The organism is Parcubacteria group bacterium (genome assembly GCA_041660065.1).
In the GTDB taxonomy this organism is placed as follows: Bacteria; Patescibacteriota; Minisyncoccia; order Moranbacterales.
Genome location: JBAZXC010000001.1, coordinates 181,162 through 203,937 on the forward strand (window position 1 = coordinate 181,162; position 22,776 = coordinate 203,937).

The 22,776-nt window shown below is 41.6% G+C and carries 20 protein-coding genes; 15 read left to right on the forward strand and 5 right to left on the reverse strand.

The window, feature by feature from the left end; all coding sequences use genetic code 11:
* Window positions 1–294: 294 nt before the first annotated feature.
* The 3 genes from WC819_00885 to WC819_00895 all read right to left on the reverse strand — a co-directional run bounded on the left by WC819_00885 (window position 295) and on the right by WC819_00895 (window position 2,139).
* The gene (locus tag WC819_00885) at window positions 295–810 is read right to left on the reverse strand and encodes a hypothetical protein (GenBank protein ID MFA5985886.1); all 516 of its coding nucleotides are present in this window, start codon (window positions 808–810) and stop codon (window positions 295–297) included.
* Window positions 811–943: 133 nt separating this feature from the next.
* The gene (locus WC819_00890; GenBank protein ID MFA5985887.1) at window positions 944–1,351 is read right to left on the reverse strand and encodes an NUDIX hydrolase; all 408 of its coding nucleotides are present in this window, start codon (window positions 1,349–1,351) and stop codon (window positions 944–946) included.
* 50 nt (window positions 1,352–1,401) lie between these two features.
* Window positions 1,402–2,139 (reverse strand): hypothetical protein, encoded by a 738-nt coding sequence (locus WC819_00895; GenBank protein ID MFA5985888.1) that lies wholly within the window; start codon window positions 2,137–2,139, stop codon window positions 1,402–1,404.
* 397 nt (window positions 2,140–2,536) lie between these two features.
* On the opposite strand from WC819_00895, the gene WC819_00900 reads away from it, so the two are divergent.
* Window positions 2,537–2,734, forward strand: coding sequence for a hypothetical protein (locus tag WC819_00900; GenBank protein MFA5985889.1), 198 nt, complete (start codon window positions 2,537–2,539; stop codon window positions 2,732–2,734).
* 215 nt (window positions 2,735–2,949) lie between these two features.
* Here the strand turns inward: WC819_00900 and WC819_00905 are convergent, their stop codons facing one another.
* The gene (locus tag WC819_00905) at window positions 2,950–5,043 is read right to left on the reverse strand and encodes a hypothetical protein (protein ID MFA5985890.1); all 2,094 of its coding nucleotides are present in this window, start codon (window positions 5,041–5,043) and stop codon (window positions 2,950–2,952) included.
* 546 nt (window positions 5,044–5,589) lie between these two features.
* Between WC819_00905 and aspS the strand changes: the two genes are divergently transcribed.
* The 11 genes from aspS (at window position 5,590) to WC819_00960 (ending at window position 19,008) form a co-directional block, all read left to right on the forward strand.
* A complete protein-coding gene (gene aspS / locus WC819_00910; protein MFA5985891.1) occupies window positions 5,590–7,362 on the forward strand; it encodes an aspartate--tRNA ligase in 1,773 nt (590 codons plus the stop codon).
* A gap of 21 nt (window positions 7,363–7,383) precedes the next feature.
* The gene (gene cgtA, locus WC819_00915; GenBank protein ID MFA5985892.1) at window positions 7,384–8,346 is read left to right on the forward strand and encodes an Obg family GTPase CgtA; all 963 of its coding nucleotides are present in this window, start codon (window positions 7,384–7,386) and stop codon (window positions 8,344–8,346) included.
* Between the two features lie 15 nt (window positions 8,347–8,361).
* Window positions 8,362–9,453: a metallophosphoesterase gene (locus WC819_00920; protein ID MFA5985893.1), complete on the forward strand. Its 1,092-nt coding sequence runs from the start codon at window positions 8,362–8,364 to the stop codon at window positions 9,451–9,453.
* 42 nt (window positions 9,454–9,495) lie between these two features.
* On the forward strand, window positions 9,496–10,524 hold the full coding sequence (locus WC819_00925; protein MFA5985894.1) for a prohibitin family protein: 1,029 nt from the start codon (window positions 9,496–9,498) through the stop codon (window positions 10,522–10,524).
* A gap of 27 nt (window positions 10,525–10,551) precedes the next feature.
* Window positions 10,552–10,857 carry an MGMT family protein gene (locus tag WC819_00930; GenBank protein ID MFA5985895.1) on the forward strand — a complete coding sequence of 102 codons (306 nt, stop codon included), beginning with the start codon at window positions 10,552–10,554 and terminating at the stop codon, window positions 10,855–10,857.
* Window positions 10,858–10,901: 44 nt separating this feature from the next.
* Window positions 10,902–12,980, forward strand: coding sequence for an acetate--CoA ligase family protein (locus WC819_00935; GenBank protein ID MFA5985896.1), 2,079 nt, complete (start codon window positions 10,902–10,904; stop codon window positions 12,978–12,980).
* Window positions 12,981–12,992: 12 nt separating this feature from the next.
* On the forward strand, window positions 12,993–14,198 hold the full coding sequence (locus tag WC819_00940; protein ID MFA5985897.1) for a response regulator: 1,206 nt from the start codon (window positions 12,993–12,995) through the stop codon (window positions 14,196–14,198).
* 62 nt (window positions 14,199–14,260) lie between these two features.
* A complete protein-coding gene (gene recJ, locus WC819_00945) occupies window positions 14,261–15,982 on the forward strand; it encodes a single-stranded-DNA-specific exonuclease RecJ (GenBank protein ID MFA5985898.1) in 1,722 nt (573 codons plus the stop codon).
* A gap of 98 nt (window positions 15,983–16,080) precedes the next feature.
* Window positions 16,081–16,500, forward strand: coding sequence for an SET domain-containing protein (locus tag WC819_00950; GenBank protein ID MFA5985899.1), 420 nt, complete (start codon window positions 16,081–16,083; stop codon window positions 16,498–16,500).
* 242 nt (window positions 16,501–16,742) lie between these two features.
* The gene (locus WC819_00955) at window positions 16,743–17,282 is read left to right on the forward strand and encodes a hypothetical protein (protein ID MFA5985900.1); all 540 of its coding nucleotides are present in this window, start codon (window positions 16,743–16,745) and stop codon (window positions 17,280–17,282) included.
* Between the two features lie 112 nt (window positions 17,283–17,394).
* Window positions 17,395–19,008: an ATP-binding protein gene (locus WC819_00960; protein ID MFA5985901.1), complete on the forward strand. Its 1,614-nt coding sequence runs from the start codon at window positions 17,395–17,397 to the stop codon at window positions 19,006–19,008.
* Window positions 19,009–19,051: 43 nt separating this feature from the next.
* Here WC819_00960 and WC819_00965 read toward each other — a convergent pair whose 3' ends face one another.
* A complete protein-coding gene (locus WC819_00965; GenBank protein MFA5985902.1) occupies window positions 19,052–19,717 on the reverse strand; it encodes a response regulator transcription factor in 666 nt (221 codons plus the stop codon).
* A 156-nt stretch (window positions 19,718–19,873) separates the two neighbouring features.
* On the opposite strand from WC819_00965, the gene WC819_00970 reads away from it, so the two are divergent.
* Genes WC819_00970 through WC819_00980 form a run of 3 tightly spaced genes read left to right on the forward strand, consistent with a single transcriptional unit; the run spans window position 19,874 to window position 22,716 of the window.
* Window positions 19,874–20,608: an exonuclease domain-containing protein gene (locus WC819_00970; GenBank protein MFA5985903.1), complete on the forward strand. Its 735-nt coding sequence runs from the start codon at window positions 19,874–19,876 to the stop codon at window positions 20,606–20,608.
* Window positions 20,609–20,623: 15 nt separating this feature from the next.
* Window positions 20,624–21,559: a hypothetical protein gene (locus WC819_00975; GenBank protein MFA5985904.1), complete on the forward strand. Its 936-nt coding sequence runs from the start codon at window positions 20,624–20,626 to the stop codon at window positions 21,557–21,559.
* 17 nt (window positions 21,560–21,576) lie between these two features.
* Window positions 21,577–22,716 carry a 1-deoxy-D-xylulose-5-phosphate reductoisomerase gene (locus tag WC819_00980; protein MFA5985905.1) on the forward strand — a complete coding sequence of 380 codons (1,140 nt, stop codon included), beginning with the start codon at window positions 21,577–21,579 and terminating at the stop codon, window positions 22,714–22,716.
* Window positions 22,717–22,776: the final 60 nt, after the last annotated feature.

Below are 22,776 nucleotides of genomic sequence, written 5' to 3' on the forward strand. Positions count from 1 at the left end.
CACCAAAAAGGTTGAGGCGGTTTTTTCTTTGTAAAAAATTTCAAAAAATGGCTGTAAAAAAATAAAATTTAAGGGCAAAGTCATATTTTTATTGGTATGTACAAATATAACTAGAGGTTTCTTTTGCTACGATAGCAAATGGCGCACCTAGCTTGACTACAACTTTTTGACCTGGCAAACACGGTTCATTATTGATTTCCAACGAACCTGTTAAGCATTGTATGGTTTCTTCACGATCAGGCGTAAAAGTATAATTGCCAGGCTCGACCACTTAGCCCTTGCGGATATCGAGTGTTATCGGATGTAATTAAAATTTTTATATTCCTTATGAAGTATGTTTTTAGGTCTGTGTTTACCTTCAGATTGATTTAATATTTTTTTAAACTGCACATTGTCTAGAGTAACAGAACCAAAAAGCTGTATTAAAATTGAAGCCAGCGCGAGTACCGAAGAAATTACAATTGCGAAAAGTGCCATGTTTTTTGCCGTTTTCGATGATCTTAATGCCTCTCTGAATTCACGATAATCAATATAATTGAAGAAAGCATCGTGATTGAGAATAAATTTATCATTCTCAATATTTAAAAACATTGTATTTCGTACCGGGAGCATTCCACCATGTCCTTCACGATCAGTATGTACGAATTGCCCGCCATTTAACGTATCACTAATTTGCTTATTGACAATTTTTTTCTCCCAGTCATTTAGGTCAAGATTTTTTTCTAATTCTTCTTGGGTAAAACCGTCTGGATTTTTATATCCAAATTCAGATATTCTTATGTATAAATTTTTTTCTTCTGGGTGTTGCATTTTTTATTAAAAGAAAGATAAAAATTTTAATTATTTCATAACGTATTGGCATCATGCGAGGTGCAAAGCATTTGGGTGAAGCGTAGCGGAGCCGGATATGCCGTGTTGTGCGATGTAAATTTTTATAATCCACTTATTTAAATGGCTTAAAACCTTGTTTAATCAGATTCTGCTGGGGAATAAATAGGGGTTGGGGTGGGTTAGTCCAATCAAACCATGACCATTGTTCACATTTTTTTGGTTCCATAATTTGCAAATCGCCCGATTCATATTCAGCAGTCATAAATATAGTGATGTAGTGTTTACCTTCAATCGGAAAAATGTCGTTGGTAGCAGCGACAAAGTTTACATTTTTAATGCTCAAGCCAGTTTCTTCCAAAGTTTCACGTGCCGCACATTCTTCCCATGACTCATTAAATTCAAGGTGACCACCAGGAAAACACCACGAACCGTCACCGTGAGCATTTTTACGTTTACCAAAGAGAACTTTGCCATCTTTTAAAACGAGAACTCCAATTCCGACTTTTGGTCTATTTTCCATACGTTCAAATATTATTTCCTTATTATTAAGTGGGGTAGGACTTTATTAATTTATTTTTCAACAAAATAAACTCCGATGTGTTTGTCGTACAAAAGCTCATCTAAGAGAATTATAATTTTTTCTGAAATTTTATTTCCTTCTTTAATGTCTTCTTTTGTTAATTCACGACCATGAAATATTTCACCTCTTTTTTGACTGAAATATTGTATCGCTAAATATAACTCCTTATCGATTATACCACTTTTGAAGAGGTTTCTGCTTTGATTTAAAACTGATCGATTTCTAAGTTCATCATTTTTTGAAGCCAATGAAAGCTCATTTAGATTTTCCTGGATTTTTTTATAATTCAGAAAAAATTTATATAAATACCGGCTTAAGTCTGGAATAATTTCTTCATCTTTTTCTGTTTTAACTTTTTTATCTATTGTAACACCCTTGGTTTTATCGTCTAAATATTTTTTCAACTCCTCAACCTCTTTTTTGTCAAATGGGTGAGTGATAACCTGAACACTTTGTTGCTGGTTTACAGTAGAAATAATGGTATTTTGTAGTGAAGCAAATTTTTCAATAGTCTCGTGCCTCAAACTTTCAATGTCTTTTTTTATTTTTAAAACATTTAAAATACTCAGCTCACTAACTAGTGGCAGCAAGACAACAGATACTATGACAATAAAAAGCATGTTACTAAAAAAGTCTCCTTTGATTGAAAAAATATTGGCTTGGTAAAGGATAAATACAATAGCTAACAAAATGAATGCTATCAGATTGTACCAGTTCTTTGTATTCATAAAATAAATTAATAAAGCCTCATTTTTCATAACGTATCCGAATATCTGAGGTTGCGCCCGTGTTTAATGGCTAAAACTTCAAACATTCTCTTATTGTGATTATATCACTAAACTTTGCTTTGCCGAAGCGCAATTTGTCTGCCTATGACGATTTGTGTGCCACCGCTAAAGCTTTAGCGACACGCGGTCGGCCGTAGTCCTGCCTACCGGTAGGTAGGCAATCTCACTTAGGTGTTCTGTTTTTCGTGCAATGATCGAGATTGCTTCGTCGCTACACTTCGTTCCGCTCCTCGCAAAGACTATGGTACAGCGCTTGACTAATGGTAATTAATATTATAACCTAATGTAAATACTTGAACGAATAGCATCAAACGAAACCAATGGATAGGAGGAAAATATGTGCGACAGGAAAGATGTATATAAACTTGTTGAGGCAATTGCGCGCGCTAAAATGCATTTGAGTGTTAAGCAGATGGATCATTCAAAAGAGTGCAATGCAAGTGAAGGAAGAGGTTGTATTTGTGGAGCTGAAAGAGTGAATGATGCAATAAAAAAAGCAACAGAGGAATTATCTATTGATAGAATGAAATTCTAATCGTAGTACATTGATTGTGCTAAAACCATCTCGGTCCACTGGTAATAAACAGTGGACTTTTTTATATAAGTATCAAAAGGGCTATATATGATGTACATGTTTTCCTTTAATTCGCCGAAGGCGGATTGCTCTTAAAAAGAATTCAATTTTGTTATTTTGTTTTGGGGAAAGGGCAGAGGAGTTAGGGGTGAATGCCCTTACACCAAAAATCCTTATTATAATTTTTGCATATCACTTATTTCATTTTCGATTTTTGTTATTTCAGCCTGAAGTTTTTCGTATAATTTAAAATCAAACTTTTCCTTACTATATAATTTAATTTTACACTTTTCTTTTTGTATACAAATATATTGAATGGGATTAAAAGTTTTTTCTTGCCATATTGAAACCGCGTATATTACAAGAAGGGGTATCAACCCCATTATGTATGTTAAGGGCTCAATTTTATTCCATCCAAATTTTGAAATAATATATACCCAACCTATGAAATAAATAAGTAGCAAAAAGACCGGTGTAAGTTTATACCTTAAGTAAATCTGTTTGTTGATTTTTTTATCAAATTTATTTTTGGCATCTTCAAGATAAGAAAAATTATTACGCTTTTCTGATAATAATTCCATTTTTATTTTCATGGTTTCGGTTATAAGTTTTTTTTCTGTATCACCTTGTTTTTTTATTTGATTATCTAAGAGGAGGTTTATACTTTCAACTTCTTTTTTTAGTTGTGTGTTTTCTTCCTCATGTTTTTTTGCTTTATTTTTAAAATGCTCTTGTTCTTCAATAATTTTGTCTAAATTATTTTCAGCCAATGATTCTAAAATAAAAGATATATTATCATTCATGATATCTTCAGGTTTTTTTGCCTGCTTTCTTAAGTTGGTAATGGCAAGCGCGACTTGATTATCGTTAAGTTTGCCATTTTTAAATCTTTTTTGTAACTCATCAAATTTATTTCCTACCGATTTGTTTAATTGGCTTGAAAGCAGAATCTGAGCTTTTGTTATTACATCAAAAATCTTAGGAAAAGTATTTGTTCCAAAACCTTTATTCAATTTAAACCAAAATTTGTCAGTTAAAAAGTGTAAAGAGGTAGCCAGGGGGACTTCTCCCGATTTTCTAATGCTTTTATGCCACGCAACTTGTAGGGTGGTGTTATTGCCTGATAGAAGTATGTATTTAATATGTTCAAAATTATTATTATATTCATCGGCTCTCTTGATGCTTACGAAGTTAAGTAACTCAAGGTTATCTTTAATTTCATTTACGCCAATAGACGCTGCGATTGATTGTTCAATGTTTTCTTCTGCTTTATGAAAAGTTATGTTGTATTTATGATTTTCTTTTTCATAGTAATTTAGATAATCATCTGCATGAATGTCATTTTTGTTTAATAAGTCAAAAAATATAGTTTTTTTCTCTACAACATCGCTCTTGCTCTTGCTGCCATTAAGTATGTTATTCATTGCTGGACGCCCTGGGTCAACAACCTCTCCTCCAGATATTATGTATTCTGCTTTTGAAAAATAATTGTGAATATTTTCTTCAGTCTTTAAAAAATATCTTAGTTTAATAAGTGGTTCCGAAGCTTTCTGGTTTATCTCTTTTACGAATGAATGAAATTCATCAAACAAAGACTTGAATAGTTCTCCATTAAAACCAGCAAAATCAAATAAAATTTCTGTATCAAGAAAAATGGTTAATTTCGTATTCCATGAGCCAACGTTACCAATGTTGTCACTAAACATTATGCCTGTATACAAAACAACCCCTTCTTTTATGCTTTGTAATCTATTGATAAAATCTGGGTTTGGGCTTTTGCTTATTATGAATGCACTGATATATTCTGAATATTTTTGATTATTTGATTTATCAAGTAGAAATGAGCAAAAGGAATGCATTATTTCTTTTTTATCAGTCTCGTTTATTTCTTGCTTTTTTTGAGAAGAAATAAAATCTACTATTTGTTCTATTATTTCATTATTACCTTTAGTAATTTCATCTTTTTTAGGAATAAGGCTCGGGCTTTTAATATTTGATAAATTTGCAAAGTATTTGCCTTGGTCTTTGTTTAAAAATTCTTTTAGACGACCTAGCGAAGTTTTTACAACGGCCTCAGGTATATGAAAATTAAAGGTGTCATTCAACAAATATGTTATTTCCTGTAAAGTGAAACTGTATTTGGCCTCAGTTATAATTATTTCTTGAAGAAAGCATGAAAGCACACCATATACATCTTTTTCACTGTCATAAAGTTCTTTAAACAAGGCTAGAGATGCTATTCGACCACTTTCTTCATTAATATTTTCCATAGAAATAAATTAAATAAATTCCTTATTCCCCTTATTAATTAATAAAAAAACAAAATTGAATTCTTTTTAAGAGCTGGGCGAAGCCCAAAAGGAAAACATGTATTCCATATAACTGGTTATCATGCAAAATTTCAATCGTATAATAGCTCAAATTTGTATGTTATGCGAACATTTGGTATCACTTCTCATATTTGATCTATGGGCAAAATATACCATATTATTTATGAGTCTCCAAGTTCGTTGCTGGTTGATTTCTTGCACAAACGGTTGATGTATGGTACAGTGTGAAGTACGATGCCGATGAAACTGCTGACACAGTGGAGGCAAAAGGAAGAAATTTTGTCGCAAAACGATTGAAAGAGTAGAACCTTTCGGGTATGCCCGTTATAGCAAACTGATAAAGTGAGTGATCCGCAATACACTGTGATCACTAAAAACGGTGGTACCACGGTTTTTTACCAAAAAAGATCGTCCGTTGGGAGCAAATACGTTTGTTTTCGGCGGACGGTTTTTTGGTCACAAATCTTATCTGGTAAGAATAAAAATATGCTACGAACACATACATGTGGAGAATTAACACATAAAGATATCGGACAAAAAGTTACCTTGTCCGGCTGGGTGCATCGTCGCCGTGATCATGGCGGTGTGATCTTCATCGATCTGCGTGATCGCTATGGATTGACGCAAATCACGTTCAATCCAGAGCGCGGTGCGGATGTGCATGCGCATGCGGACAAATTACGCAATGAATGGGTAATTCAAGTGGAGGGAGAAGTCATCGCGCGTCCGGATGATATGATCAACAAAAATCTCCAGACAGGTGAGATCGAGATCGAGATCAGTGCGCTTGTTGTCCTCAATAAGTCCAAGACGCCACCGTTTGAAATCGGCGATGATAAACTTGAAGCCAATGAAGCGATCCGTCTCAAGTATCGGTATTTGGACTTGCGTCGCTCGAAATTGCAAAACATGCTTGTGCAAAAAGACAAATTTATCAGCGACATACGCACATTTTTCCATGCGAAAGGTTTTTGTGAAGTGCAAACGCCGATCCTCGCGAACTCGTCACCGGAAGGTGCGCGAGATTGGCTTATTCCATCTCGCTTATACCATGGGAAGTTTTATGCATTGCCACAAGCACCGCAACAGTTCAAGCAATTATTGATGGTGGGCGGTGTGGACAAGTATTTCCAGATCGCGCCGTGTTTTCGTGATGAGGATCCGCGGATGGATCGTCACTTCGGTGAGTTTTATCAGTTGGATTTTGAGATGAGCTTTGTGGAGCAGGCGGATATTTTTGCACTGATGCAAGAATTGTGGATCGATCTGACGAAAAAATACAGTACAAAAACACTTGTCTTTACCGATTTCCCGCAGATTCCATGGAAGGATGCGATGAACCGTTATGGGTCCGACAAACCGGATTTGCGATTTGATCTCGAAATCGTTGACGTATCGCATCTTGTCAAAGAGTGTTGTTTTGCCGTCTTTGGCAAAGCATGCGAAAGTGGCGGCGTGGTGCATGCGTTGAAAGTGGATGGTGGCGGTACGGCATTCTCCCGCAAAAATATCGATGATCTCACAGAGTTAGCCAAGACAAAGGGCGCGAAGGGATTAGCATACATTGTTGTCAAAGAAAACGAATTACAGTCACCGATCGTGAAATTCCTCGGTGAAGATGTGGCACAAGCAATTGTTGTACATGTAAAAGCGCGTCCGGGTGACATCATCTTTTTTGGTGCGGACTCATGGCGTGTTGTGTGCGAGAGTTTGGGTGTGGTACGCAACAAATGTGGCGATATGCTCGGACTCAAAGATCCGACAAAAGCGGCGTGGGCCTGGGTTGTGGATTTCCCGATGTATGATTACTCGGAGATCGAGGATGGACGCATTGATTTTTCTCATAATCCTTTTTCTATGCCACAAGGTGGAATGGAAGCACTTACTACTCAGGATCCGATGGATATTGTGGCGTATCAATTTGATCTTGTACTCAACGGCTTTGAGGTCTCAAGCGGAGCGATTCGTAACCATGATCCTGAGATCATGTATGCGGCATTTGCGATCGCGGGGTATAGCAGAGAAGATGTTGATGCAAAATTCGGACACATGGTGGAAGCATTTAAGTATGGTGCGCCGCCACATGGTGGCAGTGCGCCGGGAATCGACCGTGCGTTTATGGTGTTGACTGACTGTGATTCGATCCGTGATATCTATGCGTTTCCCAAAGATGGGCAAGGACGCGATGCGATGCTGGATTCACCGTCGTTTGTTGATCCAAAGCAATTGGAAGAACTGGGGATCAAGATCGTGGAATAATTTTTTGTTGGAAGTAAAAATATGATCATTGATGATGTAACGATTGATGTAAAGGCGGGTCGTGGAGGGGATGGCGTGGCGCTTTTTGCGCGCGCAAAATTCGATCAGGGTCCGACTGGCGGAAATGGCGGACGCGGTGGCAACGTTTTACTCAAAGGTGTTTCCGATTTGGGTGCCCTTCGACCGTTTCGCTCGACCAAAAATGTAAAAGCGGAGGCGGGAAAGAATGGGGAACAAAACACCTGCACGGGTGCTGATGGCGCAGGGGTTACGATCTCTGTCCCGGTGGGAACGGTTGCACATGACCTGACGCATGACAAAATATATGAGATCATTTCTGTCGGTCAAAAGGTTGTGGTGGCAAAAGGGGGAAATGGCGGTTTCGGCAATCATCATTTTCGTTCCAGTCGAAACACATCGCCAAAAATAGCCAAAGCGGGTCAGGAAGGGGAACACATCCGATTGCGTCTGGAGTTAAAGATGATCGCTGACGTGGGATTTGTGGGTTATCCCAATGTGGGCAAGTCCAGTTTGCTCAATGAGCTTACCAATGCGCAGAGCAAAGTTGCCAATTATAATTTCACGACGTTGGAACCGCATCTTGGTGTGTATTATGATCTTATTCTGGCGGATATTCCGGGATTGATCGAAGGCGCGGCAGAGGGGAAAGGTCTGGGGCATAAATTTTTGCGACACATTGAGCGTACGTGCATCCTTTTTCACTTCATTGCGGCGACAAGCACGCGTCCTGTAGCGGATTATCGTGCAATTCGCAAAGAATTACACAAATTCAATCCGTTGTTGTCTGAAAAACCGGAATGGATCGTTGTAAGCAAGACGGATGAATGCACGGAAAAGAAAGTTCAATCTGTGGTGAAAAAATTACAAAAGGTCAATCCGCATGTCGTGACAGTGTCGATCTTGGATGATACAATGATGACGGATATTAAAAAGATCTTGAACGATATCAAAGATCACAAGTAATTCATCATGCTGAATATGAAAAAGATCATCTCTATATGTATTGCAGGCGTGGTTGTTTTATGGGGTGGTCTTTTTGCATTTTATATGTGGCACGTGTACACAGATCATGTGCAAACACGACAAAATCTTGCAGAGGCACAAAGGGTAAGCGACGCGATTCCTCTGTGGCACAAAAAGATCGCAACAAATCAACAGATCAAGATCGGCATGATCACTGACACACACGTGCATCCCTCCAGGATCAATAGGGGTGATGAACGCCCGAATGCGCCCCGGTATCTTGACGGTAAAGATAAAAGGACTATTGGTCAATTTGTGCAGCAAATGAATGTCTTTCACCCTGACTTTGTCGTGCATTTGGGAGATGTGATCGAGGGTACAAAAGATAGTGATTTTATCGGTATGCAGGGATTACAGTTGGTGTCCGAGGAATTACAAAAAGGAAATGTCCCTGTGTATTGGGCGATCGGCAATCACGATTTGCGCAGTGTCACAAAAGAACAATTTCGCGATACGCTTGGCATGAGCGCATTGGATCAGGTTTTTGATGCAGGTGATTATCGTTTCATCATTCTTGATGCAAGCTATAATTTTGAAGACCTTCCGACATCCCCGGGTGTAAATTCGTATGTTCCGGGGAAATTGCCACCACAGACGTTGGCGTGGTTCAAAAAGCAATTGGAAACGGATAAGCGTGTGTTTGTGTTTATCCATCAAGGAACATTTTTGCAAAATATACCCGGTGATTCGGAAATACAAGAAGACGAAGCAGTTGAAAGTGAAAATGAAGAAGAATTAAATGAAGAAAACATCAATGGCATAGAGTATAATATGAAAGGCTCTATCGCAAATGCGCAAGAACTTAGTGATATCCTCAAAGACTATCGCGTTGATGCGATATTTAACGGACACATGGAAGCGCGTGCGTATGAGGTGATCGATCATACGGCGCATTATTCTTTGACAGGTACAGAAAAAAGCGAAACATATCCCGCGTCATTTTATGAGTTGACGATCAGTGGGGGCGTGCCAAGCGTGACCATGTATTATACATCGCCGATCGATCGCAAACAGCATGTGGTATATTTTGAAAGTGGTGAGAAATGACCAGTGATTTTAATACGCATAACATCATAATAATGACATAATATGGATACATTGTGGAACATAATCATCGTACTTGCTATATACATTGTGTTTATTCGCAAGATACTTCGCGCACAGATCATCAAAAATCCGCAGTCACCGCGTTTTGTCTACATTCTCTATAATCCGATCAAAGAGTTGATCAGTTATGCAGGAGGCGCAAAAAGCAATATCAAAACAGCATCATTTACATCTAAGAATACATCTATGTTTAATATCAAGGGAAAGATTTTGTGGATCGCGGGTATCATTTTAATTATTGTGATCGTGATGAATATTTTTATCGTGATCCCCGCAGGGCAGACAGGTGTGCGCACATTGTTTGGACGTGTCAATGAGAAAGAAATGTCGTCAGGGTTGCATATCATCGATCCGTTGGAAAATGTGGAGCGTATGAGCATTCGTACAGAAGAATACACGATGAGTATCACGCAGGGTGAAGGACAAAAATCCGGAGCAGATCAGATCACAGCGCTCACAAATGAAGGATTGCAGGTTGATCTCGATATTACGGTTTTTTATCATCTTGATGAAGAGAGTGCATCGGACGTGTACAAAAATCTTGGCGTGAATTATCAGGAAAAAATTATCCGTCCGGAAATTCGTTCTGCGATCCGTGAAGTTGTGGCGCGATATAATGCCAAGGATATCTATAGTGAGAAACGCAATGAAGTAGCCGATGGCATTCGCACAAAATTGTCTGAGACGATCGACCCGCGCGGTATTATGGTGGAGCAAGTGTTGTTGCGCAATGTGACACTTCCGGCAAGTCTTTCAAAAAGTATTCAGGAAAAATTGCAAGCAGAGCAAGAATCGCAACGCTATGAATTTGTGTTGCAAAAAGAGACAAAAGAAGCGGAGCGCAAACGCGTAGAGGCGGCGGGACAGCGTGATTCGCAAGCGATCATCAATGAATCGCTCAGTGCAAAATATCTCCAATATCTCTACATCAAAGAACTCAAAGATCGCCAAGGAACGATCTATGTGCCGACCGGTGCTGACGGGTTGCCGATCTTTAAGAGCGTAGAATAAAGGTCTTTTGTTTTTGTCAAAAAAACCATGAAATGTCATGCAAAAGTTGGTGGGCGACCGGGCAAGCCGGCATATCGCACGCCGTCCACATTTCAAGCGAAAGTGTATGCTGTGGTCAAAAAGATCCCAAAGGGTGAGACGATGACATATAAACAAGTGGCGCAACATATTGACCAGCCTCGCGCATATCGCGCCGTCGGAAATGCGCTCAATAAAAATTATGATCCTGCCATTCCGTGTCACCGCGTTGTCCGTAGCGATGGAACGATCGGCGGTTATAATCGTGGCAGTCAAAAAAAGAAAGATATTCTCGCAAAAGAAAAAGATGCGTAGAAACATTTTGTTACAAGTGCAAAAAAATCTGGTATACTAGTATCATGAAACAAAAATTTGAACGATTGTTCAAACCGCGTTCGATCGCAGTTGTCGGTGCAAGTGATGTGCAAGGGAAGGTGGGACATATGATCGCACAAAATCTCATCGCACACTCCTATCAAGGAGCAGTGTATTTTGTCAATCCTGCGCGCAACACAATTCTCGATCAGACGTGTTATCCCACTTTGGCAGATCTGCCAAAGAAAGTGGACTGTGCCATCATCGCCGTACCGGCGCATCTCGTGTATGACATTATCCATCACGGCAAAGAACGGTGCAAAAATTTTGTTGTGATCTCGGCGGGATTTGGTGAAACGGGCATAGCGGGACACAATCAGGAAATGCAACTCGCAACTTTCGCACAAGAGCACGATATCACGATCTTGGGTCCGAATTGTTTGGGATTTCTTGTACCGCCGCTTGGCGTAAATGCCTCGTTTGCGCCAGGGTTACCGCATGAGGGAAACATTGCTCTTATCTCTCAATCAGGTGCGCTTGCTGTGGCGGCAATGGACAAAGCGCAAGAGGAACACATTGGTTTTTCGGCTGTTGTATCAACGGGAAATGAGATGCTTGTGACTGCGGCAGATCTCGTCAGGTATTTTGCCGATGATACGGCAACAAAAACGATCATTTTGTACATGGAGGGTGTCGTGCGGGGCGAAGATTTCCTCCATGCAGTGCGCTATGCGAGAGAAAAAGACAAGACGGTCGCAGTGCTCAAAGCGGGACGTACGGACGACGCGCAAAAAGCGATTGCTCTTCACACGGGCTCTCTTGCAGGCAGTGATGAGATCTTTGGCTCTGCGTTAAAAAAGGCCGGTGGCATACGACTGCAAACGATCGAAGAACTTTTTGCGACAATGGTGTATGTATCGCATTATGAGATCTTTAAAAAGGATGAAATTCATATAGGTATCGTGACAAATGCGGGTGGTCCCGGCGTACTTACTACCGATGCCATCGCGGAATTATGCGGTTTGCGCATGAGCGTATTGAGTGCAAAAACAAAAAAAGATCTCCTGCACACTTTGCCGCAGGCGGCATCGGTGCACAATCCTGTCGATGTACTTGGTGATGCGGGCGTAGAGCGCTATTCTGCCGGCATGCAGGCAGTTATTTCCGATAAAAATACAGACATTGTCATCGCACTCTTGACGCCACAAGCTCAAACGCCGGTAATGGATATTGCACGAGGCATCGTCGCATTTTGCAAAGAAAATAAAAAACAGGTCATCGCGTCATTTGTCGGGGGAGAGCGTGTTGCAGGAGCTGTCGCATACTTGCGTGATAATGGTGTCGTGCACTATGCTTCTTTGCAATGCATCTTGGATGTACTTGCGCGTTTTACAGAAAAGCAGACACACTATCGTTATCCGGTGACGAGAAGCGGCGCGCGTGAGCGCAAAAAAGAAATGACGAAAGTATTGTCCGGTGCAAAAGATCGCGGAGCCCTCTATTTTGAAGAATGTGCGACTGTTGCGCAGATCTATGGTATATCAGTGAGCAGATTTTTTGATATCACTAAAGGATTGTCAGCGCAGCAAAGGATCGCGTATCCGTGTGTTGCCAAAATTGACGATCCACACGTATTGCACAAGACTGATCGTGGCGGTGTGATCTTGCCGATCCGCAATCTGGCGGAACTTCATCGTGCGCAATCGCATCTTCTCCATCTGTTTGCCTCACGCAGTGCGCGTGTCATTGTCCAACCGCTTCTGCCGATCAAGATGGAATTGATCATCGGCATGAAAAGGGATCCAAAGTTTGGTGTGGTTGTCATCGTGGGACTTGGTGGCATATACGCAGAGGTTTTTCGTGTGACAGAATTTTTTATTGCGCCACTTTCGATCGCAGAGATCAGAGACATCCTCTTGCACGGATCACTTGGATTTTTGTTTGCAAAAACGCGCGGGATGCATGCATATCACCTTGAAGTGGTTGCGCACTCTGTTTTGCAGGTGTCTCTTATTGGTGTGGAAAATGCGGTGGTGCAGGCTATCGATATAAATCCGTTTTTGGTTTATAATGACGATAGAGAAGATGTCGCTGTGGATTTTAAAATAATTATAAAAAATTAATAAGAGAAACATATGACTCTGCAAAATAAAAACAACCATTTTCTTGGCAAGCAAGATGATCATGTTGATAATGATGACGTTGTTGATATCTTCGATCAATATGGCGCAGGGGATGATGTGGGTACTGCTGTGACACCACAAACGCAAGATCTGTCTGATGAGCAAGTAGGGACTGTCGCGACAGAGGATCTCGTACAAGAAAAGGATCCTGTCGCATTTGTGGACGAATCCATGACAGAGGAAAACGGCAATGACGCGTCTGTTGCACCGCATGTGCCTTTGGATGAAAAGAAATGGGAAGCGGATTATGAGGGTGGTAAAGAAAAAATCGTTGCGCAACCGATCGTAAGTGAACCGGTGGTGGAAACGGCGCCATTGCCCGATGTACCGAAAAAACAAGAAAAAGTCATAGAAAGTGAAGAAAAAAAAGATGATGCACCAAAAGCGGAAGAGCCGATTGCAGTGGTGCCGGAAGGAGAAGTGCCAAGTACGCCAGAGCCACCTGTGCATGTTTCAGAAAAACAGACAGAGCCGGTCGCCGCACCGCTCAAGGAAAACATGAACTCGGTGGTACAAGCGGAAAATCGTGAAGATATCAAAAAAAGTTTTGTGCAATCACAAAAGCAAGTGACTTCTCGAAGGGTAAAGATCGATCCAAGCAAAAAAACGATTGCGATCGTTGATGATGATGTTGATACGCTTGATATGTATGCCAATATTTTTGAGATGGCGGACTACAACGTCATTTGTGCTTCCGATGGATTGGAAGCCTTGGGCATGATCAGCGAACACACGCCACACGTGATCTTTACAGGTATCGTCATGCCACGTATGGATGGTTTTGCGATGATCGAGGCACTCAAACAAAACAAGCGTACTGCTGATATTCCTGTGGTGATCAATTCGCATCTCGGGAGAGAGACTGATCGCAAACGCGCTGAAGAATTGGGTGCGCGCGATTTCATCATTCGCGGGTTTACGCCACCACGTGAAGCGGTGGAACGTATCGGTGCATTGCTTTTGCGAAGCGAGTATATTTTTCGATTTGATATTCACGACACAGAAGCGCGGAAGCTCGTGAAGGATCTCGGTGCAAGTAATTTCTTTGTGTGTCCGCGCGGACAAGAGATGGTGCTTAAATTAAGTATTACTGATCCGAAGGAATTGCTGTTCTCTGCACGGTTTAGTTGCGTAGACCAAAAAACCGACAAAAAATAGATCATCATGTAAAATAGAAGGCAAAAAACAAGGAGAAAAGCCCTTGTTTTTTGTGTGATACAATGGGAAGACGTATGCAGTGGAAAGTGAAGAAAAAAATTTCACCGCAGGGCAATGGTGTGCATGTACATCCGATCATCGATCAATTGCTTTTGCAGAGGGGTATCATCACCAAGGAATTGGCGGGTGCTTTTTTGACGCCAAATTATGATGTTGATCTGCATGACCCATTCTTATTCCGTGATATGCGTCGTGTAATTGAGCGCGTGCACAAAGCGATTACAGATGGTGACATGATCGGGATTTTCGGCGATCATGATGCGGATGGCGTGAGTAGTGCGGCACTTCTAGCTGAGGGATTGGAATCTCTTGGCGCGACTGTTTCGGTATATATCCCGGATAAGATCACAGAGGGTCATGGCATCACCGTCTCGGCGATCGATCAATTCATTGCACAAAATGTGCGTGTTGTGATCAGTGTGGATTGTGGCACGTCAAGTCATGAAGCGGTGACATATGCTATGGAGAAGGGCATTGATGTGATCATCACCGATCATCATCATGCGCCGGATATATTGCCACAGGCATATGCGATCATCAATCCGCAGATCAAAGGAGAGACATATCCTTTTCGAGATCTTTCAGGCACAGCTGTTGCTTTTAAAGTGGTGCAGGCATTATATACGGAGTATGCCCCGGAACGTCATATGCAACTCAAATGGTACTTGGATGTGGTGTGTGTAGGGACGATTGCCGATTGTGTGCCACTTATCGGAGAAAATCGTACGCTTGTCGCATACGGGCTTATCGTGTTGAATAAGACACGGCGCATCGGATATCAGGAGATGTGTGCTGTGGGACAATTCTGCAAAACCGGCAATGAACTTCGTGCGGATACGGTTGCGTTTCATATCGCACCACGCATCAATGCCGCAGGGCGCATGGTGCATGCAAAACACGCATATGAATTACTGCGTGAAACGCACAGAGGGCGGGCGCGAGACAAAGCAAAATTTATCGAAGACTTGAATGAAAAACGCAAAAAGATCACGGAACAACTTACCCGTCGCGTAGAAAAGATCGTAGAAAAAGACCATGCGGATCGATCATTTATCATCGTGTCCGGTGATGATTATCCTGTCGGGATCATCGGGATCATCGCGGGACGCATTGCCGAAAAATACAAAAAACCAACCGGCATTTTCACCCGTTTTGAAACAGAAAGTCGTGGCTCATTTCGCAGTGTAAACGGCGTGCATGTTGTGGATGTCTTGCATGCATGCAGAGAACACATCGTGAAATTTGGAGGACATGAAAAAGCAGCCGGTGCGACGGTGCGTCATGAGGATTTCGATCTTTTTGCGCAAAAAGTCGATGCGCATGTCGCCACGATGCAAAAAGAACTGCCAAAACCGCATATCGTCGCAGATATGGAGATTGCTTTGATCGATGCTGACATAGCGTTGGCGGAATTGATCGCGACGCTGGAACCATTTGGCGAAGGTAATGCTGAGCCGATCTTTGTGGTGCGTCATGTCATTGTCGCAGATCTGCGCATGGTCGGGACAAAGGGATCACACGTAAAAATGGTATGTACGGATCGTGAAGGTAGCGCGCATGTGGGCGCGATCGGTTTTTTCATGGATCAAAAATTTCGCGGTATCGCGCAAGGAGATGTGATCGATATCATTGCGCATGTACAAATAAATGAATGGAATGGCAATGTTTCCGCACAATTGCAACTGATCGATGTGAAAAAAGTTATAGAAAAAACAAATAATTGACAGTCTGCTATCTGTGCGGGAAAATGGGGTTAAATCAGGTCGTTCTTTGAATTGCATAAGGTACTTTCATTTTGAAAAAAGAGGAGGCTCTTATTATTATGTGCAGTGAATACAAAACCACTACCGATGAATGTTCTTTTATTTTGAAACCATCACGGTTCAATGGTTGCGGTGTCGGCGTTTTTACAACACACAAAATTGCCAAAGGAACGTATCTGCGTCTTTTTGGCGACAGGGAGACATGGTTGGACAATATTGTATTACGACAGATCAGCGCGGTTCCGCATATTTTTCAAGATTATTGCGTCAAAATGGGGGATGATATTTTTGCGCCAAAAGACTTTGGCTGCATGCCCGTCGGTTGGTATATGAATCATGACGCATCCAATCCGACCGCAAAGCATAAGGATTTCGAGTATTTCGCAATGCGAGATCTCGCAGAGAATGAGGAAATCACCACGGATTACAACTCCTTGGAAGAAGATAAGAGCGCCATTGCTCCGTATTACAAACAATAAAAAAGAAACCGCATCATGCGCGCATGATGTGGTTGTTTTTATGACTTTTCATATAGCGCGAAATATTTGGTTTCGTGAAACGTGTATTATAGGTATTTAAAAAATCGATCTGTTGTCTTTGATAAAATATTTTTTAAACGAATTTGTGGTATAATGGTATTAGTTCTTTTTTAAAGAGGAGTATACAAAGACAAAGCGTGAAAGAGGAGAAAAATTTTCAAAAAAACAAAAAGGAGAGAGACATGACGAAAAAAAACGTAATCCAGCGTGTAAATTATAATGAACATCCGTGGGCGCTGGATGAGATCGTGACTTTGCAAGGATTTATGCCGGAATATCTAAGAGAAGATCCTTTTCGTATAAAAGAAAATTTGGAGGGCGAACGGAATATCAATATGCTTTTGACCGGAGCCGACGGCACTGTTTTGTGCTACATTTTTGCGTCCCCGCAGAATGGTCGCATTGTTGAAGATTTTGCTGACGAAGTTCCGTGTGTAGACATTGATACAAATCGCTATTATATTGATCAAATAGTCGTAAAAGAGGGATGTCGCAAGGGCTTTCTTTTTGCCGATTTGCTATTTGCTACTTTTCGTGAAGCAAACTTTATGGGTTTTTTTGATTTTTCCGCACATGCACTATGCAGTAATCGCTTCGATCGCATTATCGAAAGAGTGTTGCGGGATCGTCTTACAAAAAAGATCCCTACTGTCCTCGAGCGTTATGGTGGTGAAAGATACATGTACATGGAAGCACATGTTGATTTATTATCCTCATCGTAAGTGTCTATCTCAAAGACCGATACAACGTTTATCGGTCTTTGTTTATCTGTTTTTGCATTTTGTGATAGAATGCACATAGTGTTTATTAGTAGCAAATTTATTATTGACGATTATGTGTGATTTTGGCATTTCTCTGGCACTGATCTATTATGCGCATATACCGGTCTTGATCATCTGCTTTCTTTTTGGATTGTTTGTTTTGTTTTCCAATCCTACACATCCGGTCAATCGCAACCTTTTTGCGTTCATTTTATTTTTTTTCGTTTGGACATTCAATGATCTCTTGCAATGGCTTATTACAGACCCTGTGCGCAATCTACTTTTGGCGAGATTGGCAATTCTTGAGGCATTGTCAATCGTTTTTTTACTCTTCTTTACTTATGCTTTTACAGGAGTTGTGATTTCTTTGCGCAAAAAGATCCTGCTTTTTGTGCCAGCTTTACCGATGATCATTTTGATTTTTAGTGACTACAATGCATTCCTTGTTGATGAGGAACATTGCAATGTTCAGTTTGGCGAACTCTATTGGTACTTGTATCTTTTTGTGTTGGGGTATTTCCTATACTCAGCATATATACTGGTTCAAAGGTTTCGTGACAAAAATACAAGTCAAGAAATAAAAAATCAGATAAAAATTATTATCAGTGCTTTTGGCTTTTTTGTCTTTCTGGCTATTGGGCTCATGTTTAGCGCTTGGTTTTTTGTGGTGAACGATTACGCAATCGGTGATAATATTCTCCTGTTCTTTCCTTTTTGCATGGTGGCATTTATCGGGATTACCATATATGCCATCACAAAATATCAATTTCTCAATTTGCGATCGGTGGTTGCACGTATGTTGATCTATACGACATGGATCCTTATCGCTACCCAATATTTTTTCGTATATTCTACGATCAACGTGATTCTTGTTACGTTTACATTGCTTCTGTCCATTATTTTTGGTGGCATGTTGTTATATTCCGTCAAAATGGAGATACAACGGAAAAAAGAACTTGAGGTGGCAAATGAACAATTGCGAGAATTGGACAAGAAGAAATCGGAATTTATCTCAATGGCATCGCATCAATTGCGCACACCGCTTACAACGATGAAAGGTTTTATTGGTGTCATTCAAAAAGGCGCCTACGGGGAAATTCCTCTAAATTTCAAAGAGCCTATTGATGTGATGGAAAATGCCAACAACCGATTGATCGCTCTCGTGGAAGACATGTTGGATGTATCACGCATGGAATTGGGAAAGGCGGAGTTTAATTTTGAAAAGCACAATATCAATGACATAGTTAAGGAGTTGCATGCATCATTCAGTCTCATCGCAAAACAAAAAAATATTTCTCTGCGCATTAAATTGGATCCTGCCATGCCTGAGATCATGTTGGATGAAGCAAAAATGCGGGAAACTCTTTCAAACATTATCGACAATGCATTGAAATATACACAAGAAGGTTCGGTGACGATATGCACAAAATATGAAGGGAATGATGTAAAAGTCCTTGTCACGGATACCGGGATTGGTATTATGCCGGAAGAAAAACACACGCTATTTGAAAAATTTTCACGCGGTCAGAAAGCAAAGGAGATCAAAAAAGAAGGATTGGGGCTGGGATTATATATGGGACGAAAGATCGTTGAAGCGCATGGCGGTACGATCCATGCATTGCCACATGAGGGTGATAAGGGCATGACGTTTGTTGTGGAATTGCCGATCACACCCATAAAAAAATAGCACAAGGGTGCTATTTTTTATGGATCTAAATATAGGATGTATTTTAATTTAACCTATAGCCGATTCCGCGGATCGTTTCGATATAGTGCTCCGTATCCTCGGCATTTAATTTTTGTCGCAGTCTGCGAACATGGACTTCAACAGTGTTGGTAAAAGGATCAGCATTGGTATCCCATACATGTTCGAGGATCATGCTTCGCGTGAGAATTGCGCCGATATTACGCATGAAATATTCGAGAAGAGCCAGTTCTTTTTTACGCAGATCAAGAGATTTCTCGGATCGTTTTGCGATAAATTTGTCGAGATCGATCTCCAGATCTCTGTGCGTGAGTACAGTGCCACTGCTATGCGGATGGTCGCGCAAAAGCACGTGGATGCGTGCGATCAATTCTTCGATGGCAAAAGGTTTTGTCATATAGTCGTTCGCGCCACACTGAAAGGCCTGTACTTTTTTTGCCACCTCTTTCTCTGCTGTGAGCATGACGATTGGCATATTTTTGCCGTTTTTGCGCAAAGTGTCACAAATATCGATCCCATTTTTTTCCGGAAGATTATGGTCGAGGATGACGATATCATAGGCATTTGCACGCGCCATGCGTTCGCCCTGTGAGCCATTTTCCGCAACATCGACAGTAAAAAGCTCTGATTCTAGTCCTTTTTTGACAAATGTTGCGATATCTTTTTCATCTTCTGCGAGGAGAATTTTCATAGAGATCAGTTAATTACCTGTTTACGTTTTAAAGGCTATTATAGCACATATTTTATAAAATGTCAAATGTTTGATTTGTGGGGTGTTTTTGTAAAAACGTGTTTTTTGTGCAGAGTGTTGTATAATAAAAAAGTATAAACAGCTAATAATTCTGTCATGGGAAAGGATCAATTGCATAATTTGCTTTTTTTGGATGTCGAGACGACGGGTCTCGAAGAAGAAGATCGACTGGTACAGGTCGCCTATGTGTATAATGACACAGAAAATGAATCGCTTTTCCATCCCGGGCGTGCGATGAGCATACGGTCAATGGAAATAACGCATATCACCAATAAGCATCTGGAAGGAAAAGAAAAATTTGTCGGATCATCTTTTTACAAAGAACTTGAAAAAATTCTTGCAAAAGAGGATACGATCTTTGTCGCGCACAATGCATCGTTTGATATGGGCATGCTCGCGCGTGAAGGATTGGCGGTCAACAAATTTATCGACACGTTCAAAATCGCGCAGGAATTAGATGTCAAAGGAGATATTCCTGCATATCGTTTGCAATATTTGCGGTATTATCTGGGGATCGATTTGGATGATGCGTGTGCCCACAGCGCGCTTGGTGATGTGAAGGTGTTGGTTGCGCTTTTTGAGCGGATGTATGATAAGATGTGTGCAAATGACGCGCACGATGCGGTGATCCAAAAAATGGTGCATATTTCCTCGCAACCGACATTAATCAAACGATTTAATTTTGGTAAGTATAATGGGGAATTGATCGCAGATGTTGCACGCAAAGATCATGGGTACCTCTCGTGGCTTCTCGGACAGAAAGAATCTGATGCGGCAAATGGTGCGCTGGAGGAAGATTGGATCTTTACATTGAAAAAATACATCCGTTAACATGTGGAAATATCTATGAAAAAATATTATACGATCGGCACGGTGATCATCATGGGATTCGTTTTGTCCGGTTGTGCGAGTGTCTTCTCCCCAAAAAATGATCTGGCAGAGCAAAACGCACGTGCCGCTGAGGAAAAAGATGCAATGACAGAACAGTTTGTGCAAGCACAAGTACAAGAGGGTATATTGCATGAAGACGAGGTGCGGAGATTGATCACTGCAAGCGAGGAGGCGGCGCTTCTTGACGTATCGCGTGCGCCGGAGTTGTTGAAAGAGCATACATATGGGGAAAAGCTCGTGATGATCGGCACATTTGTCAAAAAAATGATGGCGGATACGGGACGTACGCGCATCTCACAGCGTGATAGTGTCCTTACGGATACGGAGATCCCGATGGTAGATCTCATCACAGGGGCAAAGAAATATTATTATGGAGAGGATGGGGAACAACGATATCAAGACTATCTCGCGCAACGTTTTGGGATCGGTGTGTATCCTACGATCGATGAGTTGAATGGAACATGGCACGGAGAGATGACTGTGACCAAAGTAATGATCTTTCATGAATTGGGCACGGCGCCAATCGGTTATGATGAGGCAAAGATCAATGCGCTGGAGGGGGAAAAGGATGCAATCAGTTTTACTCTTGCCGCAAAAAGTGCGGACACGGGAACGTTGACGCCTGTAGCGGGTGAAAATGTTTCATCGATGCCGTTTGTTTATGATTTTATCCCAAAATTTACAGACAAGATCACATCGGCATCATTTACATATCACGATGTTAAAGAGAAAGGGCAAATGAATGTGGCGTTCGGACGAGGGCAAATCAACGGCACGATGCTTTTGCATGCAACCAAAGGGGATGGTGGCGCTCTCAGTGGTACGACAAGCATAGATCTTTTCAACGGATATATCAAAATAAGTGGGGAAATCACTGCAAAAAAACAATAATTATTTATTGATTGCATATGAAAAAGATTGCACTCATGGGGAGTACGGGATCGATCGGTACACAGACGCTTGATGTCGTGCGAAAGTATCCGGATAAGTTGCATGTTTTTGCCTTGACGGCACATGGCAATACGGACTTGCTCTATGAACAGATCCAGGAATTTCAGCCGGAAGTGATCGGTGTGGCTGATGAGGAAAAAGCGCAAAAATTACAAAAAAAGATCCACCGAGAAGTGCTGACCGGTCCCGCCATGTTGCAAAAAATTGCCGGTATGGATGGATATGATACGTTTATCTCCGCAACAGTCGGGCTTACGATCATCCGTGCAACGATCGATGCGATCCGCGCGGGCAAAGACATCGCACTCGCCAACAAGGAAACACTTGTCGCCGCCGGTGAGATCGTCATGCGAGAAGCCAAAAAATATCATGCGCGCATCATGCCGATCGATTCGGAGCATAGCGCGCTTTTTCAATGTTTGAATGGCGAACGTAAAAACGATATCGCATCGCTTGTGGTCACCTGTTCCGGCGGTGCGTTGTGCGACAAAACAAAAGAGGAATTACAGCATGTGTCGATCACGGATGCATTGGGGCACAAGACATGGAACATGGGACAAAAGATCACGATCGACAGCGCAACACTCATGAACAAGGGGTTTGAGGTGATCGAAGCGATGTGGCTCTATGATGTCGCGCCAAAAAACATTCGTGTCGTGATCCATCCGGAAAGCCTGATCCACTCAATGATCGAATATACTGACGGGTCGATCATGGCGCAGATCTCGGAGCCGGATATGCGCTTGCCGATCCAATATGCGCTCAGTTATCCTGAGCGATGGGGACGTGCGGTAAAACAGCATAACTTTGATCGTGCATACACATTTGCCGAGCCGGATCCGGAGCGTTTCCCATGTTTGGGGTATGCATTTGATGCGATGGACAAGCGTGGCACAATGCCTGCGGCGATGAATGCGGCAAATGATTATATGGTGGCAGAATTTCTCGCCGGCAGATGTACGTATCTCGATATTCCACGTATGATCAAAAAGGTGATGGATGCGCATGATGTTGTGCTCGCGCCGACATTGGAGGATATTGAGCAAGCGATCAGTGATGCGACACATATGGCACAAAAATTTTTGCACGGCGAATGAGTTTTGAGATCTGATCAGCGGGCACTTTCTTTAAGGAGGAGGTCTTCGTGGCACACAATA

What these genes read in the sequence shown, in the direction of transcription:
- WC819_00885 (MFA5985886.1), bottom strand. Translation starts at nt 810, where the DNA reads ATGCAACACCCAGAAGAAAAAAATTTATACATAAGAATATCTGAATTT.
- WC819_00890 (MFA5985887.1), bottom strand. Translation starts at nt 1,351, where the DNA reads ATGGAAAATAGACCAAAAGTCGGAATTGGAGTTCTCGTTTTAAAAGAT.
- WC819_00895 (MFA5985888.1), bottom strand. Translation starts at nt 2,139, where the DNA reads ATGAATACAAAGAACTGGTACAATCTGATAGCATTCATTTTGTTAGCT.
- WC819_00900 (MFA5985889.1), top strand. Translation starts at nt 2,537, where the DNA reads ATGTGCGACAGGAAAGATGTATATAAACTTGTTGAGGCAATTGCGCGC.
- WC819_00905 (MFA5985890.1), bottom strand. Translation starts at nt 5,043, where the DNA reads ATGGAAAATATTAATGAAGAAAGTGGTCGAATAGCATCTCTAGCCTTG.
- aspS (MFA5985891.1), top strand. Translation starts at nt 5,590, where the DNA reads ATGCTACGAACACATACATGTGGAGAATTAACACATAAAGATATCGGA.
- cgtA (MFA5985892.1), top strand. Translation starts at nt 7,384, where the DNA reads ATGATCATTGATGATGTAACGATTGATGTAAAGGCGGGTCGTGGAGGG.
- WC819_00920 (MFA5985893.1), top strand. Translation starts at nt 8,362, where the DNA reads ATGAAAAAGATCATCTCTATATGTATTGCAGGCGTGGTTGTTTTATGG.
- WC819_00925 (MFA5985894.1), top strand. Translation starts at nt 9,496, where the DNA reads ATGGATACATTGTGGAACATAATCATCGTACTTGCTATATACATTGTG.
- WC819_00930 (MFA5985895.1), top strand. Translation starts at nt 10,552, where the DNA reads ATGAAATGTCATGCAAAAGTTGGTGGGCGACCGGGCAAGCCGGCATAT.
- WC819_00935 (MFA5985896.1), top strand. Translation starts at nt 10,902, where the DNA reads ATGAAACAAAAATTTGAACGATTGTTCAAACCGCGTTCGATCGCAGTT.
- WC819_00940 (MFA5985897.1), top strand. Translation starts at nt 12,993, where the DNA reads ATGACTCTGCAAAATAAAAACAACCATTTTCTTGGCAAGCAAGATGAT.
- recJ (MFA5985898.1), top strand. Translation starts at nt 14,261, where the DNA reads ATGGGAAGACGTATGCAGTGGAAAGTGAAGAAAAAAATTTCACCGCAG.
- WC819_00950 (MFA5985899.1), top strand. Translation starts at nt 16,081, where the DNA reads ATGTGCAGTGAATACAAAACCACTACCGATGAATGTTCTTTTATTTTG.
- WC819_00955 (MFA5985900.1), top strand. Translation starts at nt 16,743, where the DNA reads ATGACGAAAAAAAACGTAATCCAGCGTGTAAATTATAATGAACATCCG.
- WC819_00960 (MFA5985901.1), top strand. Translation starts at nt 17,395, where the DNA reads ATGTGTGATTTTGGCATTTCTCTGGCACTGATCTATTATGCGCATATA.
- WC819_00965 (MFA5985902.1), bottom strand. Translation starts at nt 19,717, where the DNA reads ATGAAAATTCTCCTCGCAGAAGATGAAAAAGATATCGCAACATTTGTC.
- WC819_00970 (MFA5985903.1), top strand. Translation starts at nt 19,874, where the DNA reads ATGGGAAAGGATCAATTGCATAATTTGCTTTTTTTGGATGTCGAGACG.
- WC819_00975 (MFA5985904.1), top strand. Translation starts at nt 20,624, where the DNA reads ATGAAAAAATATTATACGATCGGCACGGTGATCATCATGGGATTCGTT.
- WC819_00980 (MFA5985905.1), top strand. Translation starts at nt 21,577, where the DNA reads ATGAAAAAGATTGCACTCATGGGGAGTACGGGATCGATCGGTACACAG.